Raw genomic sequence first — 14,061 nt, 5'->3', positions numbered from 1 at the left:
AAAATAAGTTAAGCGGCCTTCGTCCTGAAATTCCCTGGGACGGAGGCCGTTTAGTTTTGCCTGCAATCCTTCGTAACGGGTCAACGGACAATCCATTTGACAGGCTAATTGATAATGATTATAGTTATCAATTAGATTGCTGATCAATCTATTGTTCGGTTGAAGCTGTTTGCGGCAACATCCATCATAAATAAACGGAGGGAGGGCATCCTATGAACTGGAAACGTACATATCCATGGGTAGGACTGCTGTTAGGAGCTGTAATAGCGGGAAGCGGATGCTCAAACACAACGGATCACGGCGCAGTCTCCAGCACTTCTCCGTCAGCATCCTCTCCGGATGATTCTTCAACAGTGAAGCCCGCCGCTGAGCGTGTGCTGAAGGATGCGTTGGGGCACGAAGTGAAAATACCGTCTAACCCCCAGAGGATTGTCGCATCCTATTTGGAGGATCATCTGGTTGCTCTTGGGGTGAAGCCGGTCGCCCAATGGTCCATCGGCAACGGAAAATCGGTGCAAAGCTACCTCCAGAAGGAGCTTTACGGGATTCCGACCATTCCAAGCGATCTTCCCTTTGAATCGGTCATGAGCTTTGCTCCGGACTTAATCCTCATGGATAGTGCGGAGCAGGTAGCTGGGGACAAATACGCCCAATATGCCAAGATTGCTCCGACATTCACCGTGGGGAACGGAGTCAACAATGACTGGCGGCAGGAATTCATGACTGTGGCCGAGGTGTTGAATAAAAGCGAGGAAGCTAAGAAGGTTTTGGAGAATTACGATGTGAAGGTGAAGGAAGCCAAGGAGAAATTAAAGCAGGCCATCGGAAACAAATCCGTGGCTGTTCTCTGGGTAACCGAGAAAACGGTATATGTGCCTAACGAGCATCTGTCCAGCGGCGACGTTCTGTACCGGGACCTGGGGCTAACCGTGCCGGAAGAAATTAAGGAAATTTCCGAAACGGCTAAAGCCAATTGGAATCCCATTACGATGGAGAAGCTTGCTCAAATGAACATTGACTATCTGTTTATTGTGAACAGCAAGGGCGTAACGAAAGAGCAGATACTAAAGGATCCGGTTTGGGCCGGTATTCCTGCAGTCAAAAACGGGCGCGTATTCGAATATGATCGTACCTCAAGCTGGCTGTATACAGGTGCCATTGCGAATCGCCAGATGATCGACAACGTGCTGGAGAGTATTTTGAAGGAAAAAAACAAGTAAGCCATGACCGCTATTCAACAGGACCAGTTACATCTCCTTTTTCCGGTTCTGCCGAAGGGCGCAGGTCTAGCCTCACGATCTTCATCATACCTTCATAATATCCTCATTGTAGCTTCATGATCAAAACGACGGTCTATGGTATTATTTATACATAAGCGAAAATTCAACCCAAATCCAAGGAGGAAAAATCAATATGTCTCTTATCGGAACAGAAGTAAAACCATTCAAAGCATCGGCTTATCACAACGGCAAGTTTATCGATGTAACGGAAGCTGACTTCAAAGGAAAATGGAGCGTCGTTTGCTTCTACCCGGCCGACTTCACGTTCGTATGCCCGACGGAGCTTGAAGATCTGCAAAACCAATACGAAACGTTGAAAGGCCTCGGCGTTGAAGTATATTCCGTTTCCACAGATACTCACTTTACGCATAAAGCATGGCACGATAGCTCCGAGACAATCGGTAAAATCACGTATATCATGATCGGCGATCCTTCGCACACGATCTCCCGCAACTTCGACGTGCTGATCGAAGCTGACGGCCTGGCGGATCGTGGCACGTTCATTATCGATCCGGACGGCGTGATCCAAGCTGTTGAAATCAATGCAGGCGGCATCGGCCGCGATGCAAGCATTCTGGTGAACAAGATCAAAGCTGCTCAATATGTTCGCAACAATCCGGGCGAAGTGTGCCCTGCGAAATGGCAAGAAGGTTCCGCAACGCTGAAGCCGAGCCTTGATCTTGTCGGAAAGATCTAAGGAGTGAAAACTTATGGCACTGGACGCAGATATTAGAGAACAACTAAGTCAATACCTGCAGCTCATGGAAGGCGATGTGCAGATCCAAGTGAGTGCGGGGTCCGATGCCGTATCCCATGAAATGCTGGAGCTGGTGGATGAAATCGCCAGCTTATCCTCCAAAATCACGGTGGAAAGAACCGAATTGTCCCGAACGCCGAGCTTCCATGTGAACCGTGCGGGGGAAGACACGGGGATTGCTTTTGCCGGCATCCCTTTAGGACATGAGTTCACTTCCTTGGTCCTTGCGCTGCTGCAAGCAAGCGGAAGGCCGCCCAAGGTGGAACAGCACCTCATCGATCAGGTCAAGAACATCCGCGGCGAATACCGCTTCGAGACTTACGTCAGCCTGAGCTGTCATAACTGTCCCGATGTCGTACAGGCACTGAATGTTATGAGCGTCCTAAACCCCAGCATCTCGCATACGATGATCGACGGTGCGGCGTACAAAGCCGAGGTCGAGAGCAAAAACGTTATGGCCGTGCCATCCGTTTACCTCAATGGCGAATTTTTCGGCAGCGGCCGCATGTCGCTTGAGGAGATCCTTGCCAAGCTGGGGACGGCTCCCGACGCATCGGAATTTGCGAACAAGGAACCGTACGACGTGCTTGTCGTCGGCGGGGGTCCCGCTGGCGCTAGCGCGGCGATCTATGCGGCACGCAAAGGCATTCGTACCGGGATTGTCGCCGAACGCTTCGGCGGTCAGGTCATGGATACGATGGGCATCGAGAACTTCATCAGCGTCAAATATACCGAAGGTCCCAAGCTTGTGGCGAGCCTTGAGGAGCATGTCAAAGAATACGGCATCGACGTGATGAAGCTTCAGCTCGCTAAGCGTTTGGAGAAGAAGGATCTCGTCGAAATCGAACTCGAAAACGGGGCTGTGTTAAAGAGCAAGACCGTCATTGTCTCCACCGGTGCGCGTTGGCGTAATGTGGGCGTTCCCGGCGAAGCGGAATTCAAGAACAAAGGCGTAGCCTACTGCCCTCACTGTGACGGGCCCTTGTTTACAGGGAAAGACGTAGCTGTGATCGGCGGCGGCAATTCCGGCATCGAGGCGGCCATCGATCTTGCAGGTATCGTGAAGCACGTGACGGTGCTGGAGTTCATGCCCGAGCTGAAAGCCGATGCTGTCCTGCAGAAGAGACTGTACAGCCTCCCGAACGTGACGGTGCTCAAGAACGTTCAAACGAAAGAGATTACCGGCACGGACAAAGTCAACGGCATCTCCTACGTCGACCGCGATTCGGGCGAGGAGCATCATGTCGAATTGCAGGGCGTGTTTGTTCAGATTGGACTTGTTCCCAATACCGATTGGTTAGCGGATACGGTTGAGCGCACACGCTTCGGTGAGATCGTCGTAGACCGTCATGGCGCTACGAACGTCCCCGGTGTGTTTGCAGCAGGCGACTGCACCAATAGTCCTTATAAGCAGATCATCATTTCCATGGGATCGGGCGCAAACGCAGCCTTAGGTGCATTCGATTATCTCATTCGAAATTAATAATTTTGCGTATACCAAGAAAAGCCCCTATTTTAGGGGCTTTTTGATGTAGGTTTATAATATAAACAAGGGATTCGGATATGAGGTCATTGCCTAATGTCAAGAATGCCTTATTAACCACGGTTTGATCAAGGGCAAGACGCAGGCAGGCTGCATGGCTTTGGTATGATTCATGTCGTTTCCTTTTAAGATTTCTACGTCCCAGTCGAAGGATGTTAATTGTTTCTCATTTTTTTGCAACAAACCGATAATATCCACCGTGACGCTTCCAAAATTCTCGCCATACACAATGGTATCTTTTTCACCTGCGAAAGCCAGTTTAGGGAAGTTCAATCGATCTTGAATTTCTTTATCGTCAAAATCCATTAAGCTTTGATACATCGTGAAAAATTGCTTCGTTTGATTGGGATCGATTTTCACCCGGATGTTATTCCAGTCGATTGCCTCAGGGCTGGCAGGTTCTTCGTGTGGATATTCAGGGATGTTTTGATGATTCATTGCTTGCTCGTAAGCTTTTTCCGTGACGGTCATCATTTCTTTATAGGGTCCTTCATACGGCGGGTATCCGCCCATAATCAGGCTTTCCAGCCGGTTGGTTCTGATCGCCAATTGCAATCCGACCAAAGCCAACCAGGAGTAACCGTAATAACTAAATTTCCCGACCTTCATTTCATCCGCGATGTGCAGGAGATCTTGTGCCATATTCTCAGGTGTGAGACTGTCCGGTTGGGGATGTTCAAATAGATGGCCTTCATAATCAAAATACAAAACTTGAAACGTGTCGGAAAGTCCTTCGACAAAATGTTTCCCTAATTCAGGGTCTACACCCCACATTTTCAAGTTATCAGCTTCTTGGCCATAAACGGATTTTTTCGCTACCGGCAGCATAATGACCTTACCGTAAGGATTTCCGGTTAACCCGGCCTCCAATGTTGAGCCGTCATGTAATTCAACGATTTTTTTCATGATCTTCACTCCTAAGCGGTTTATACTACTACCATACAACATTCATGCAATCTTTCGGTTTCGCATGATGAAACAGCCAAGGAATGTACTCATTTGATATTTTTAGGTTAACTTAGCACTTGAAGGTTTCACTTCAAGGATAAGGAGTGGGAAGGTGCAAAAAAACTATACGCCTACACAAATTGCGAATGCACTAAACGTCAGCACGACCACGTTGAGGAGATATGAAGAGCAAGGATTACTTCCTGATGTGCCGCGAACTACAGGAAACCATCGAACTTACAGGCCCATTCATTACCAAGCTTTTAGGACGATTCGATCCTTATTGATGGGATATGATATCCCCGTTGTTTATGATGTCATGAGAAAAATTAAGAATGGAGATAGGATTCATGCCCTTTGGTTAGTGAATCATGAGTTGCACCAGATTCAAGAAGAAAAGCAACGAGTGGAAGAAATACTGGCTATGATCAAAAACGCTGATTTTACTACATATAGAAATGTGAAAATAACGAATGCAATGTCCATTGGAAAAGTAGCGGAAATTGCCGGGGTAAACACTTCTGCGATTAGACATTGGGAGAAAGAGGGGTTAATTCGCTCCGAAAGAGATAAAGACAATGGATACAGGATCTTTACCGTGCCTGAATTAAGAAAAATATTGGTCATAAGCAGCCTAAGAAGAACCGTCTATTATATTGAAAATATGAAGCAGCTTCTAAATGATTTGGACGTGCACAGTTATTCCAAAATCGATCGATCGTTTCAGCTTGCGCTGCAAAAATTAAACCAGCAGCTTACTATGAAATTCGCGGGAATCGCGGAAATCATGAACTATATCGATTTTTACAAAATAGAAGACGGGTGTTAGCGGATAGCCTAGATGGATTTCATTTGACAAAGTAAGCGCCTGGGGCCATAATAAATATGTTTAAAAGCTTAAACATACAAGGGTGATTGTGATGGAAGCTTCAAATTGTCAAAACAGAGAGCGTGTGTTGGAAACATTCCAATTAACGACGTCGATTTTTCAAGCCTTAGGCGATGAGAATCGGCAGCATATCATTATGCTCTTGCTGGAGCACGGCAGCTTGAACGTAAATCAAATCACCGATAAGATGGAAATCTCCAGACCGGCCGTTTCGCATCACCTGAAAATATTGCGACAAGCCGGCTTGATTACCTTCGACAGGAATGGGAATGAGAAGTTTTATTCGATAAGCTCGGGTGAATTCCTGGTCAGACTTAAAAACCTCATTAAGGCGATTGAAGCAGGGATATAATTTTTTTTGGAGTATATGTTTAAATTTTTAAACATATAAACAATAAAGTATCAGAAGGATGGATGGTTATGAGGAACAATAGCAGTAAACCGTGGAAGGGCATTTATTGGCTGATGCTGGCTGTACCTTTATTCTGGGGTGGATCTTTCTCGATGGCGGAACATGTCGTGTCGGAGATTCCGCCGCTTGTCGCCGCGACCCTTCGTTTTGCTCTCGCCGGCTTGCTGTTAATGTTGATCGTCACTTTGAAATCGGAATGGAACATGTCCGTGTTGAAGCAAAGATGGAAGGGGCTGCTTTTTGTATCGTTGACCGGTATTTTTGGCTATAATGCTTTATTTTTCTTGGGGCTGAAATATACGTCCGCGATTAATGGGTCGTTGATCATCGCAACCATGCCTGTTTTTGTTACGGTAGGGGCTGTGTTCTTCTTGAAGGAAGCGTGGAGCGGGAGGACAGGACTCAGCTTGGTTTTATCGCTGGTTGGCGTGGTCGTTGTCATTACGAAAGGGTCTTTCCATACGATGAGTACCCTATCTTTTAATGTAGGGGACCTCTTGTTTTTTGCCGCGTTGGCTTGTGGCGTTATGTATGGTTTGCTTGGAAAAGCAGTCATGAAGGAGGTATCCCCGCTATTGGCAACGACCCTGATGACTTTCAGCGGCTCCGTGTTTCTTGGGGGCAGCTCATTGGTTGAAGGGGGATGGGGAAAGGTTCCTTATCTGTCCTATCAAGGGTGGCTGGAAATGCTATATATGGTCCTATTCGGGACGCTGATCGGCTATGTCATCTTTAATAAAGGGGTTGAACAGATTGGGGCGAGCCGGGCCAGCATTTACCTGAATCTGACGCCCATTGTGACGACCTTGTTCTCTGTCGTGCTATATGACACAATGATGACATGGCAGCAAGTACTCGGAATGGTCATGGTGTTGGCTGGAGTTGGCTTGGCGACGATCGGAAGAGCTGGGAGATCGTAGAGGCGGACAAGGGTGCTTTTGCTAAAAAAAGCTGACGACCGCTAAAGTGCCATTTGAACTAAGTTCATCCTTTCACCGATAACAAATGCGGAGATCAATAAGGAAGCCACAGGATCTATATAGCTTAATACAGCGATGCTTTGGCCTTCCAGTCCTCTACGTTACCGTTAGTTGGACGAAGAATTGTAGGATTTTATCGTTTGTTTCCCCTGAAAATCGTAAGGGATTACATCTGATTCTATTAGCCTCCCAATACCATTTTTATAATAAGGCATTTTTTGATCAGCCTCTTCAAAACTAACCCATCTTACCTCGGCTATTTCATGCGGCCGCGTAATCATTATGTCTGTATTTTTGGTTTTTGCTTTAAAGGTTACAAATACGACATGTTCACCTTTATCTTCAAAAATACACTCATTTACTGCGCATATACCAAGTAATTCAATATCAATTCCGGCTTCTTCCTTTGCTTCCCTAATTGCGGCTGCGGACCAGGATTCGCCACTCTCCACTGCGCCACCAGGTAACGACCAAGTAGAGTGGTCAATATTTTCAACAATTAACACCTTGTCTTGATCCTCGTTTATAAGAAGTGCATAAACAACATCAACTCTAACCATATGCGTACGACCCTCCGCTGTCCAGATAATATAATCCATTCGATTTATATTCATTGATACCTTCTCTGTCGTTGAAATCTCCCGTGATTATTACAGTCGGCAAAACGCATTGAATTTTTCCCTAAAATTACTCCCCCCATTCAACTTGCCGTATCGGTATTCTAGTTTGGGGATTTTACAAAGTTAACCAACATGGCGGCCGATGGAGATTGTCCAAGTCGCCATGTTGGCCCAGATCGCTTAACTGAAATGCTCCAAGACGATTTTGCCGATGGCTTGTCCAGATTCGATCTTGGCATGAGCCAGTTTCAAGTTCGCAGCGTTAATTGGCGACATCCGCTCAGTAACCGCGGTGCGGATTTTTCCCTCATCGACAAGCTCCGCTAACCGATTCAACAAACGATGCTGTTCTTCGATGTCCTCGGTCTGAAAAGTCGATCTCGTAAACATCGTCTCCCAGACCACCGTAACGCTCTTGCTCTTCAACAAGCCTAGTGCAATGGGTGCTTCATTTTCCACGATGAGACAGATTTTCCCTTGCGGAGCGATAACTTCTGTCATGTTATTCCAATGTTGATCCGTATTGTTCATGCAAAAGATATAGTCGACATGGTCGAAGCCAATTATCTGCAATTGCGGGAGGAAGGGCTCATAATGATTAATCACAAAATCTGCTCCCAGCTCCTTCACCCATTGAACCGATTCAGGTCGGGAAGCCGTTCCGATGACGGTAAGTCCAGCCAGTTTGGCAAGCTGCAAGGCGATGGAGCCTACGCCTCCCGCGGCGCCGATCATCAGAATCGATTTGTTCCGGTTTGCTTCAGGAGACTGGGAAATGAGAAGCCGATCAAAAAGACTCTCCCAAGCCGTAATCGTTGTTAACGGCAAGGATGCGGCATTGGCAAAATCCAGTGTCGACGGCTTTCTCCCAACGATCTGCTCGTCCACCACATGAAATTTGCTGTTGCCTCCTGGCCGAATAAGGCTCCCTGCATAAAATACCTCATCGCCCGGCCGAAAAAGCGTGCATTCCGGTCCGACTTGCTCGACGACTCCAGCTACATCCCAACCAAGGATATACGGAGGCTCTCCAACTTTATTATCGTAGGCGCGTACGATCGGATCGGCTGGGTTGACCGAGATGGCTTTTACTTCAACGAGAATATCGCGTCCTTTCGGGGAAGGCTTGGGCACTTCAAGATCTAACAGACTCTCCGGATGTTCAATTGGCAGATACTTATAATAACCGACTGCTTTCATCGTTTCTGGCTTTGTACTCAAATTCTATCATCCCTTCACATATTAATTGCTGTCAGCCATTTCATTATATTTTAATAAGTAATATACTAAAAGTACGCAAATAAATAATATTAAGTATCAGAAACCATACCTAGAAGGGATGTTTCTACATGTTAAATCCTTCAATAAAAAAATGTCCGGTTGAAACAACCTTGGGTGTTATCGGCGGAAAATGGAAGGGAGTCATTATTTATCATCTGCTGAGCGGGACAAAGCGATTCAATGAGCTTCGACGGATATACCCCCAAGTCACTCATCATACCCTTACGCTCCAATTGAGAGATCTTGAACGAGAAGGTATTGTTACACGAAAGACATATAATCAAGTACCGCCTAAGGTGGAGTATTCGTTAACCGAGTTTGGGAGAACGCTGGAACCGATTATTTTGTTAATGAAGGAATGGGGAGATCAATACGAGGAAAGAGTAAATTCAAGTCATCATTTGGAGATGAATGCGGCTGAACAATTGGACTTATGAGGTGATGTAACCGAACTGTGATGGGGTGCTTCCTATGGAGGAGCACCCTTTTTCTTTTTCTCAGACCGCGCCTTATTCAAAATAATTCACTTAAAATAAACTATGTTTTAACTAATAAATGAAAAAGAGCATAAAATTGCAAAATTGACATAAATCTACTACATTTGCTATATACACCTTCCATGGCTAAGGCTATAATGCAGATAGAAAAAATTGGAGGGTGATTCCAAGTATGGAAAAGGTGTGGAACGCCGTATGGAAAAAAGATAACTACGCATTGGAGAAAGTAAGGAACAACAAGGCGCTGAAGAAATTTAATATATATGAAAGCTTGGGAGTCAACTTTCATAAATATAAAAAAGTCGGAGATTTCGGGGCGGGCGGGGGCTATATGACGTTGGAATTGATCAACCGGTACCCCAGTATTGAAAGTGTGAAATTATACGATTATTCGGAAGATGCGCTGCTCAAGTCCAAAGAAAATCTGGCGAATTACAGCCATGTCAGCTTTAAGCAGCACGACTTGAACGCTCCGATGACAGATCCTGCCGAACAACATGATTTTATTATGGCGTTCAGCGTGCTGGAGCATGTTCGCAATTATGAGAAAGGCTTACAGACGTTGTTCGACCATTTGGAAAGCTCCGGGGAAGCTATCATGGTCTGGTCCCATGCGAATTCGATTTTTAAGTGGCAGCGTCAATGGTATGAGAAGCTAAACCTCTGGAACTATGGCTTTCAGAAGGAGATGTCCGTAAAGGAAATCTATCAATTTCTGGACGGCAAATTTGATGTGCTGTGCTGCAAAGTCGTTCCGTGCGTCGGAGATAAGGGCGTCTGGACCTTGCTGGATAATGTGATTCACAAATTCAATAAACAGAGCGGCAGATATTTATTTCTTCACCTGAAGAAAAAGCAATAGAGAAACGCTTGATGCTCGCTTAAAAACGATAAGAAGGTGAAGGTCATGATGATCGATAATATGGAAATCCACTACAACCAATGTCCTGAGAGCTATCAATATGTTTTGGTTGTTTTACTTTATAAAGATCAATTTGTTTTCGTGAAGAACAAAAAAAGAAAGTGGGAATTTACAGGGGGGAAAAAGGAGGACGGCGAAACGATTCTGGAGGTTGCCAAAAGGGAGGCTTGGGAAGAAGCCGGAGCCGTGATCGAAAATATACAGGTTGTAGGCTACTATACATTGGCCAACCATGAGAATGTGATTATTTCCGCCGCGGAAGTCTTGTATTTCGAGGAGATTCCCGCATTCTCCGAAACGACGGAAGTCCGATTATCGGCAACGCTGCCAAGCGAAGAGGAATTGTCGTTTACGGACGGAATTTACAAATCGATCTTCAGCCACATCAAGGAACATGGTTATGAAAGTTAAAGGCGTTTTACTCAGCGTTGCTTCCGTTCTGGTGATGAGCCTCTCGCCGCTGACCAATATGTTCTCTCTGTCGTCGATCGACCCGATGGTTGCCAGCTTTTACAGCAGTCTGTTTTCCGCTTTATTCTGCTTGTTGTTTTTAGGGATTAGAAAAAAAAGCCTGACATTCGTTAACGACAAAAGAATCTATCTGCTGGGGGTTACCAACTCCATCGGCGTCGTGTGCCAATATTTCAGCTTATTTATGCTGGGACCGATCGCTTTTGGCTTAATCGGCCGGTTTTATATTATTTTTTCGCTGGCTTTGGCCGTATTCATCCTCCGTGAAAAAATTAAATCGTCGAGCTATGTTCCGATCGTCATCTGTATCTTAGGTTCCTTTCTGGTCGTGAACACGGGATCGTCGAACAATAATATGATGGGAATTATGCTGGGGCTGCTGTATACGTTTTTGTTTGCGTTAACCAATTTGCTGGCGAAGAAGCTGGTGGATCGGATCGATTCCTCCGTGATTTTGTTTTATAACCAGATCATTTCTACCTTGTTGATCGGCGCGTTTATCTGGATGACTCGGGGAGATTACACAGTTTTTTTTGCCGGAGAAAGCTTGCTTTTTATTGTGATTGCGGCATTTTGCAGTGGCTTTCTAGGCATTATCTTGTTCTATGAAAGCATCAAATACATCAAATTCTCGGTAGCCAATCTGATCCGGTCGCTGAATCCTGTCATTGTGTTCTTGTATTCGTATCCCTTTTTCCCGATTGAGATTACGGCCAAATTTATCGCAGGCAGCGTGATGATTGTCGTTTCGGTCATCTGGTTGAATCTGAAGCAAGAGTAGCCAATGCTTTTCCAAAATGTGCTATGATATGGGAGAACTCATATCTGACATGGAGGTGAAGCGGTTGAAATACGTGTACGGTATTTTAGCTTTGCTCGGAACCATACTGCCCTATTGCCAGTTTATACCATGGGTTAGCGAGCATGGTCCTAACCTATCTTTATTGTTAGGAGAAGCAAGTCAGACACGTATCGGCGCATTCGCATGGCTGGATGTCGCGGTTTCGGCAGCGGTCTTAATCGCCTTCATCGTATATGAAGGGGGTCGCCAAGGAATGAAATGGTTATGGGTACCGATCGTTGGGACAGTAACCGTGGGCGTTTCGTTGGGACTTCCCTTGTTTTTATTACAACGAGAAATTCATCTGGAGAAAAAACGTGGATAAAAAAGCGAAAAAAATACTCATGAACACCTTCTGGTCATCCGGCGGTTGGAAGAATCGGCCGTATACCTTTGCCGGCGAGGATTTCCTGTATGCTAAAAGCAAAGGGCTGATGTTCGATCCCATTACGATTACGCATGATCAATTGGTCGAACGGCTGCGTGCATTGCATCAGACGATAACCAAGGAACGGGTAGCTGCTGCGTTCCTGCACAGTCTGTCTACGAAAAAAGTTTATCTGCGGAGCGCCCTGTCGAGTTGGGCCTTGACTTCCCGATTGCCTCTGCATACCTATGGACAGCGGAGTGCGGTGCGGTCGAATTACAGCAGCTGCGGGGATTGCAATTTCCATGGGTTAATGTCGGACCGGGATTATGTGAATGCGGATTTGAACGTGCTGAATTTCGAGCGGGTCAAATGGGGAGGCGTCCGCTTGAACCAGCTTCTGTATTGCTGGCTGGATCTCGAATTGTTCAGCAAGGAAGAGGAAGCGTTCGAGGTTACCGGTGAGGATGCTGCCATGCTCAACCAAATGACCGAAGCGATTCAGGACTGTGCGGAGCATGAAGGCGCCCGGCAGTTGGAGAAGCGCTGGAAGGATGCGTTTCCTTCGAGCAAGCAGGAGCGGGATGTAACGATGGAAGTATGGGGATATGCCGGATTGCTGGCCCAGCAGGATACGCCCCGCAAGCTGCGGGGAGGGAGTCATGATTTTAACTCCGTTGCGGGGTGGCAGGGAAGTGACCGGTACTCCCGGGAGGCGCTGGAATTTTACTTCGGTGCGTTTCTGTAGGTTTATTTTCAATTGGTACCTGTAGGGCATGTACCTTACTAACGAAAAGAGGCAGAGTATGGATAAAAACCTATTAGAGCAGCTAAACCTCTGGCATGAAGAAGATGAATTTGAGCAAATCATCGCTCGGATTCTGGAAATTCCCGAACAGGACCGCGATTATGATTGCATCAGTCATTTGGCGAGAGCCATGAACAATCTGGAACGTTACGAGGAAGCGCTGCAGCAGCTTTTGACCATTGAGAAACAAGGTGAGAACGACCCTCTGTGGCATTTCCGCGCAGGCTATGCCTACTACTATCTGGAACAATACGAGAACGCTGTAAGAGAATTTGAAATCGCGGATCAACTGGCCCCCAAGGACCAGGCCACGCTGTCGTTTTTAGTAGAGAGCCGTCATGGTCTTGCCGTAATGAACCGCAAACGCAAGCAGTCGCTGGCCCTACAGGCCCGGAAGGAGCAAAGAAGAAAGCACGGGGCGGGAAAAATCCCCTTTGAAGAGTTTGACTTGACGAGCTTTTGGGACGATAGCGACTACGCGTTAAAACAATATGTCAGTGAGCCGCCTACGGATGAGCTTATTGCTTCGATCGAACAAGAGCTCGGTTATACATTGCCGGCCTCTTACATTGCAATGATGAAATTGCATAACGGCGGTGTGCCAGTCAACACTTGCTTCCCTACAGAGGAAGAAACATCTTGGGCGGAAGACCATATTGCGATTACGGGGATCATGGGGATCGGGCGTGAAAAGCCCTATTCGCTCTGCGCGGAATTTGGCAGTAAGTTTATGATTGAAGAATGGGGCTATCCCGATATTGGCGTGGTCATTTGCGATTGCCCTTCGGCAGGTCACGATGTCGTAATGCTGGATTATCGGAAATGCGGCAGGCATGGCGAGCCTGAGGTGGTCCACGTCGATCAGGAATGCGATTATGAAATTACGTTTTTGGCTGAAAACTTCGAGGTCTTTGTCCGCAGCTTGGTGCATCACGATGTCTATGATACCTCGGAGGAAGGGAAGTATGAGGACTTGCGGAAGGTGGCCCATGAAGAATTTTCCCCGCTGCTTTCGGAGCTGTGTGCCCGCGTCACCGAGGTTGACAACATGGAGGAGATCATCCGTGCGATTTGTACCCGAATTGTAGAGGAAAAGGGGTACTTTGCTTTCCATGCGGACGAGCTCTCTACGTTGATGTATGACCTGCAATTTTGGCTGTACACCAAGTCTTACCCCCAGACCAATCGTGAACAGTATCTGAAGGTCTATGAGAAAATCATTGCTTTCGGCGGATCGTTTAGCACGGGTGGGTATGCTCCAGGCTTTATTACGGACTGGCTGGACGATCGAATCCGGCAAGGCATGATTGGCAGGACAAGCGATACGCTTACGTTCAAGGATGCGGCAACGAAGCAATTGCTGGAAAAGCTGAAAGCATTCGCTTCCGCGACTTAAAATTCATCAAAGCCCACCGGACCGAAACCTACGCGGCGCCGGGGGGCTT

The 14,061-nt window shown here is 46.7% G+C and carries 16 protein-coding genes; 13 read left to right on the top strand and 3 right to left on the bottom strand.

Annotated elements, in window-relative coordinates:
* The first annotated feature begins 212 nt into the window (after nucleotides 1–212).
* The 3 genes from QMG93_RS19145 (at nucleotide 213) to ahpF (ending at nucleotide 3,520) form a co-directional block, all read left to right on the top strand.
* Entirely contained in the window at nucleotides 213–1,220 is a 1,008-nt protein-coding gene (locus tag QMG93_RS19145; protein WP_281939219.1) for an ABC transporter substrate-binding protein, read from the top strand.
* A 193-nt stretch (nucleotides 1,221–1,413) separates the two neighbouring features.
* Nucleotides 1,414–1,977 (top strand): alkyl hydroperoxide reductase subunit C, encoded by a 564-nt coding sequence (ahpC, locus tag QMG93_RS19140; protein ID WP_036692003.1) that lies wholly within the window; start codon nucleotides 1,414–1,416, stop codon nucleotides 1,975–1,977.
* 13 nt (nucleotides 1,978–1,990) lie between these two features.
* Entirely contained in the window at nucleotides 1,991–3,520 is a 1,530-nt protein-coding gene (gene ahpF / locus QMG93_RS19135) for an alkyl hydroperoxide reductase subunit F (protein WP_281939216.1), read from the top strand.
* 99 nt (nucleotides 3,521–3,619) lie between these two features.
* Here ahpF and QMG93_RS19130 read toward each other — a convergent pair whose 3' ends face one another.
* Nucleotides 3,620–4,486, bottom strand: coding sequence for an alpha/beta fold hydrolase (locus tag QMG93_RS19130; protein ID WP_281939214.1), 867 nt, complete (start codon nucleotides 4,484–4,486; stop codon nucleotides 3,620–3,622).
* A 154-nt stretch (nucleotides 4,487–4,640) separates the two neighbouring features.
* Here QMG93_RS19130 and QMG93_RS19125 point away from each other — a divergent pair, with 154 nt between their 5' ends.
* From QMG93_RS19125 to QMG93_RS19115, 3 genes are all read left to right on the top strand, one after another.
* Complete coding sequence (locus QMG93_RS19125; protein WP_281939212.1) at nucleotides 4,641–5,357, top strand: MerR family DNA-binding transcriptional regulator; 717 nt, start codon at nucleotides 4,641–4,643, stop codon at nucleotides 5,355–5,357.
* Nucleotides 5,358–5,448: 91 nt separating this feature from the next.
* The gene (locus tag QMG93_RS19120) at nucleotides 5,449–5,769 is read left to right on the top strand and encodes an ArsR/SmtB family transcription factor (RefSeq protein WP_281939209.1); all 321 of its coding nucleotides are present in this window, start codon (nucleotides 5,449–5,451) and stop codon (nucleotides 5,767–5,769) included.
* Nucleotides 5,770–5,831: 62 nt separating this feature from the next.
* Nucleotides 5,832–6,749 carry a DMT family transporter gene (locus tag QMG93_RS19115; protein ID WP_281939207.1) on the top strand — a complete coding sequence of 306 codons (918 nt, stop codon included), beginning with the start codon at nucleotides 5,832–5,834 and terminating at the stop codon, nucleotides 6,747–6,749.
* A gap of 167 nt (nucleotides 6,750–6,916) precedes the next feature.
* Here QMG93_RS19115 and QMG93_RS19110 read toward each other — a convergent pair whose 3' ends face one another.
* Complete coding sequence (locus tag QMG93_RS19110; RefSeq protein ID WP_281939206.1) at nucleotides 6,917–7,369, bottom strand: NUDIX hydrolase; 453 nt, start codon at nucleotides 7,367–7,369, stop codon at nucleotides 6,917–6,919.
* Between the two features lie 240 nt (nucleotides 7,370–7,609).
* Nucleotides 7,610–8,629, bottom strand: a complete 1,020-nt coding sequence (locus QMG93_RS19105; RefSeq protein WP_281939338.1) for a zinc-binding alcohol dehydrogenase family protein — start codon at nucleotides 8,627–8,629, stop codon at nucleotides 7,610–7,612.
* A 149-nt stretch (nucleotides 8,630–8,778) separates the two neighbouring features.
* On the opposite strand from QMG93_RS19105, the gene QMG93_RS19100 reads away from it, so the two are divergent.
* From QMG93_RS19100 to QMG93_RS19070, 7 genes are all read left to right on the top strand, one after another.
* Nucleotides 8,779–9,147: a winged helix-turn-helix transcriptional regulator gene (locus tag QMG93_RS19100; protein WP_281939204.1), complete on the top strand. Its 369-nt coding sequence runs from the start codon at nucleotides 8,779–8,781 to the stop codon at nucleotides 9,145–9,147.
* A 232-nt stretch (nucleotides 9,148–9,379) separates the two neighbouring features.
* Nucleotides 9,380–10,069 carry a class I SAM-dependent methyltransferase gene (locus QMG93_RS19095; protein WP_281939202.1) on the top strand — a complete coding sequence of 230 codons (690 nt, stop codon included), beginning with the start codon at nucleotides 9,380–9,382 and terminating at the stop codon, nucleotides 10,067–10,069.
* Nucleotides 10,070–10,114: 45 nt separating this feature from the next.
* Nucleotides 10,115–10,540, top strand: a complete 426-nt coding sequence (locus tag QMG93_RS19090; protein WP_281939200.1) for an NUDIX domain-containing protein — start codon at nucleotides 10,115–10,117, stop codon at nucleotides 10,538–10,540.
* The gene (locus QMG93_RS19085) at nucleotides 10,530–11,381 is read left to right on the top strand and encodes a DMT family transporter (protein WP_281939198.1); all 852 of its coding nucleotides are present in this window, start codon (nucleotides 10,530–10,532) and stop codon (nucleotides 11,379–11,381) included. The genes QMG93_RS19090 and QMG93_RS19085 overlap by 11 nt, the downstream gene beginning before the upstream one ends.
* Before the next feature lie 49 nt (nucleotides 11,382–11,430).
* The gene (locus QMG93_RS19080; protein WP_281939196.1) at nucleotides 11,431–11,766 is read left to right on the top strand and encodes a DUF2834 domain-containing protein; all 336 of its coding nucleotides are present in this window, start codon (nucleotides 11,431–11,433) and stop codon (nucleotides 11,764–11,766) included.
* The gene (locus tag QMG93_RS19075; RefSeq protein ID WP_281939194.1) at nucleotides 11,759–12,556 is read left to right on the top strand and encodes a hypothetical protein; all 798 of its coding nucleotides are present in this window, start codon (nucleotides 11,759–11,761) and stop codon (nucleotides 12,554–12,556) included. Before QMG93_RS19080 ends, QMG93_RS19075 begins: the two co-directional genes overlap by 8 nt.
* Nucleotides 12,557–12,614: 58 nt before the next feature.
* Nucleotides 12,615–14,012, top strand: a complete 1,398-nt coding sequence (locus QMG93_RS19070; protein WP_281939192.1) for an SMI1/KNR4 family protein — start codon at nucleotides 12,615–12,617, stop codon at nucleotides 14,010–14,012.
* The last annotated feature ends 49 nt before the right edge of the window (nucleotides 14,013–14,061 follow it).

The organism is Paenibacillus tyrphae, assembly GCF_027925525.1.
GTDB classification, from domain to species: Bacteria; Bacillota; Bacilli; order Paenibacillales; family NBRC-103111; genus Paenibacillus_G; species Paenibacillus_G tyrfis_B.
The sequence above is the reverse complement of the archived record's forward strand: the minus strand, read 5'-3'. Positions and strand labels throughout refer to the sequence as shown.

Coding starts and splice junctions, on each gene's coding strand:
- QMG93_RS19145 (WP_281939219.1), top strand. CDS start 213: ATGAACTGGAAACGTACATATCCATGGGTAGGACTGCTGTTAGGAGCT.
- ahpC (WP_036692003.1), top strand. CDS start 1,414: ATGTCTCTTATCGGAACAGAAGTAAAACCATTCAAAGCATCGGCTTAT.
- ahpF (WP_281939216.1), top strand. CDS start 1,991: ATGGCACTGGACGCAGATATTAGAGAACAACTAAGTCAATACCTGCAG.
- QMG93_RS19130 (WP_281939214.1), bottom strand. CDS start 4,486: ATGAAAAAAATCGTTGAATTACATGACGGCTCAACATTGGAGGCCGGG.
- QMG93_RS19120 (WP_281939209.1), top strand. CDS start 5,449: ATGGAAGCTTCAAATTGTCAAAACAGAGAGCGTGTGTTGGAAACATTC.
- QMG93_RS19115 (WP_281939207.1), top strand. CDS start 5,832: ATGGTTATGAGGAACAATAGCAGTAAACCGTGGAAGGGCATTTATTGG.
- QMG93_RS19110 (WP_281939206.1), bottom strand. CDS start 7,369: ATGGTTAGAGTTGATGTTGTTTATGCACTTCTTATAAACGAGGATCAA.
- QMG93_RS19105 (WP_281939338.1), bottom strand. CDS start 8,629: ATGAAAGCAGTCGGTTATTATAAGTATCTGCCAATTGAACATCCGGAG.
- QMG93_RS19100 (WP_281939204.1), top strand. CDS start 8,779: ATGTTAAATCCTTCAATAAAAAAATGTCCGGTTGAAACAACCTTGGGT.
- QMG93_RS19095 (WP_281939202.1), top strand. CDS start 9,380: ATGGAAAAGGTGTGGAACGCCGTATGGAAAAAAGATAACTACGCATTG.
- QMG93_RS19090 (WP_281939200.1), top strand. CDS start 10,115: ATGATGATCGATAATATGGAAATCCACTACAACCAATGTCCTGAGAGC.
- QMG93_RS19085 (WP_281939198.1), top strand. CDS start 10,530: ATGAAAGTTAAAGGCGTTTTACTCAGCGTTGCTTCCGTTCTGGTGATG.
- QMG93_RS19080 (WP_281939196.1), top strand. CDS start 11,431: ATGGAGGTGAAGCGGTTGAAATACGTGTACGGTATTTTAGCTTTGCTC.
- QMG93_RS19070 (WP_281939192.1), top strand. CDS start 12,615: ATGGATAAAAACCTATTAGAGCAGCTAAACCTCTGGCATGAAGAAGAT.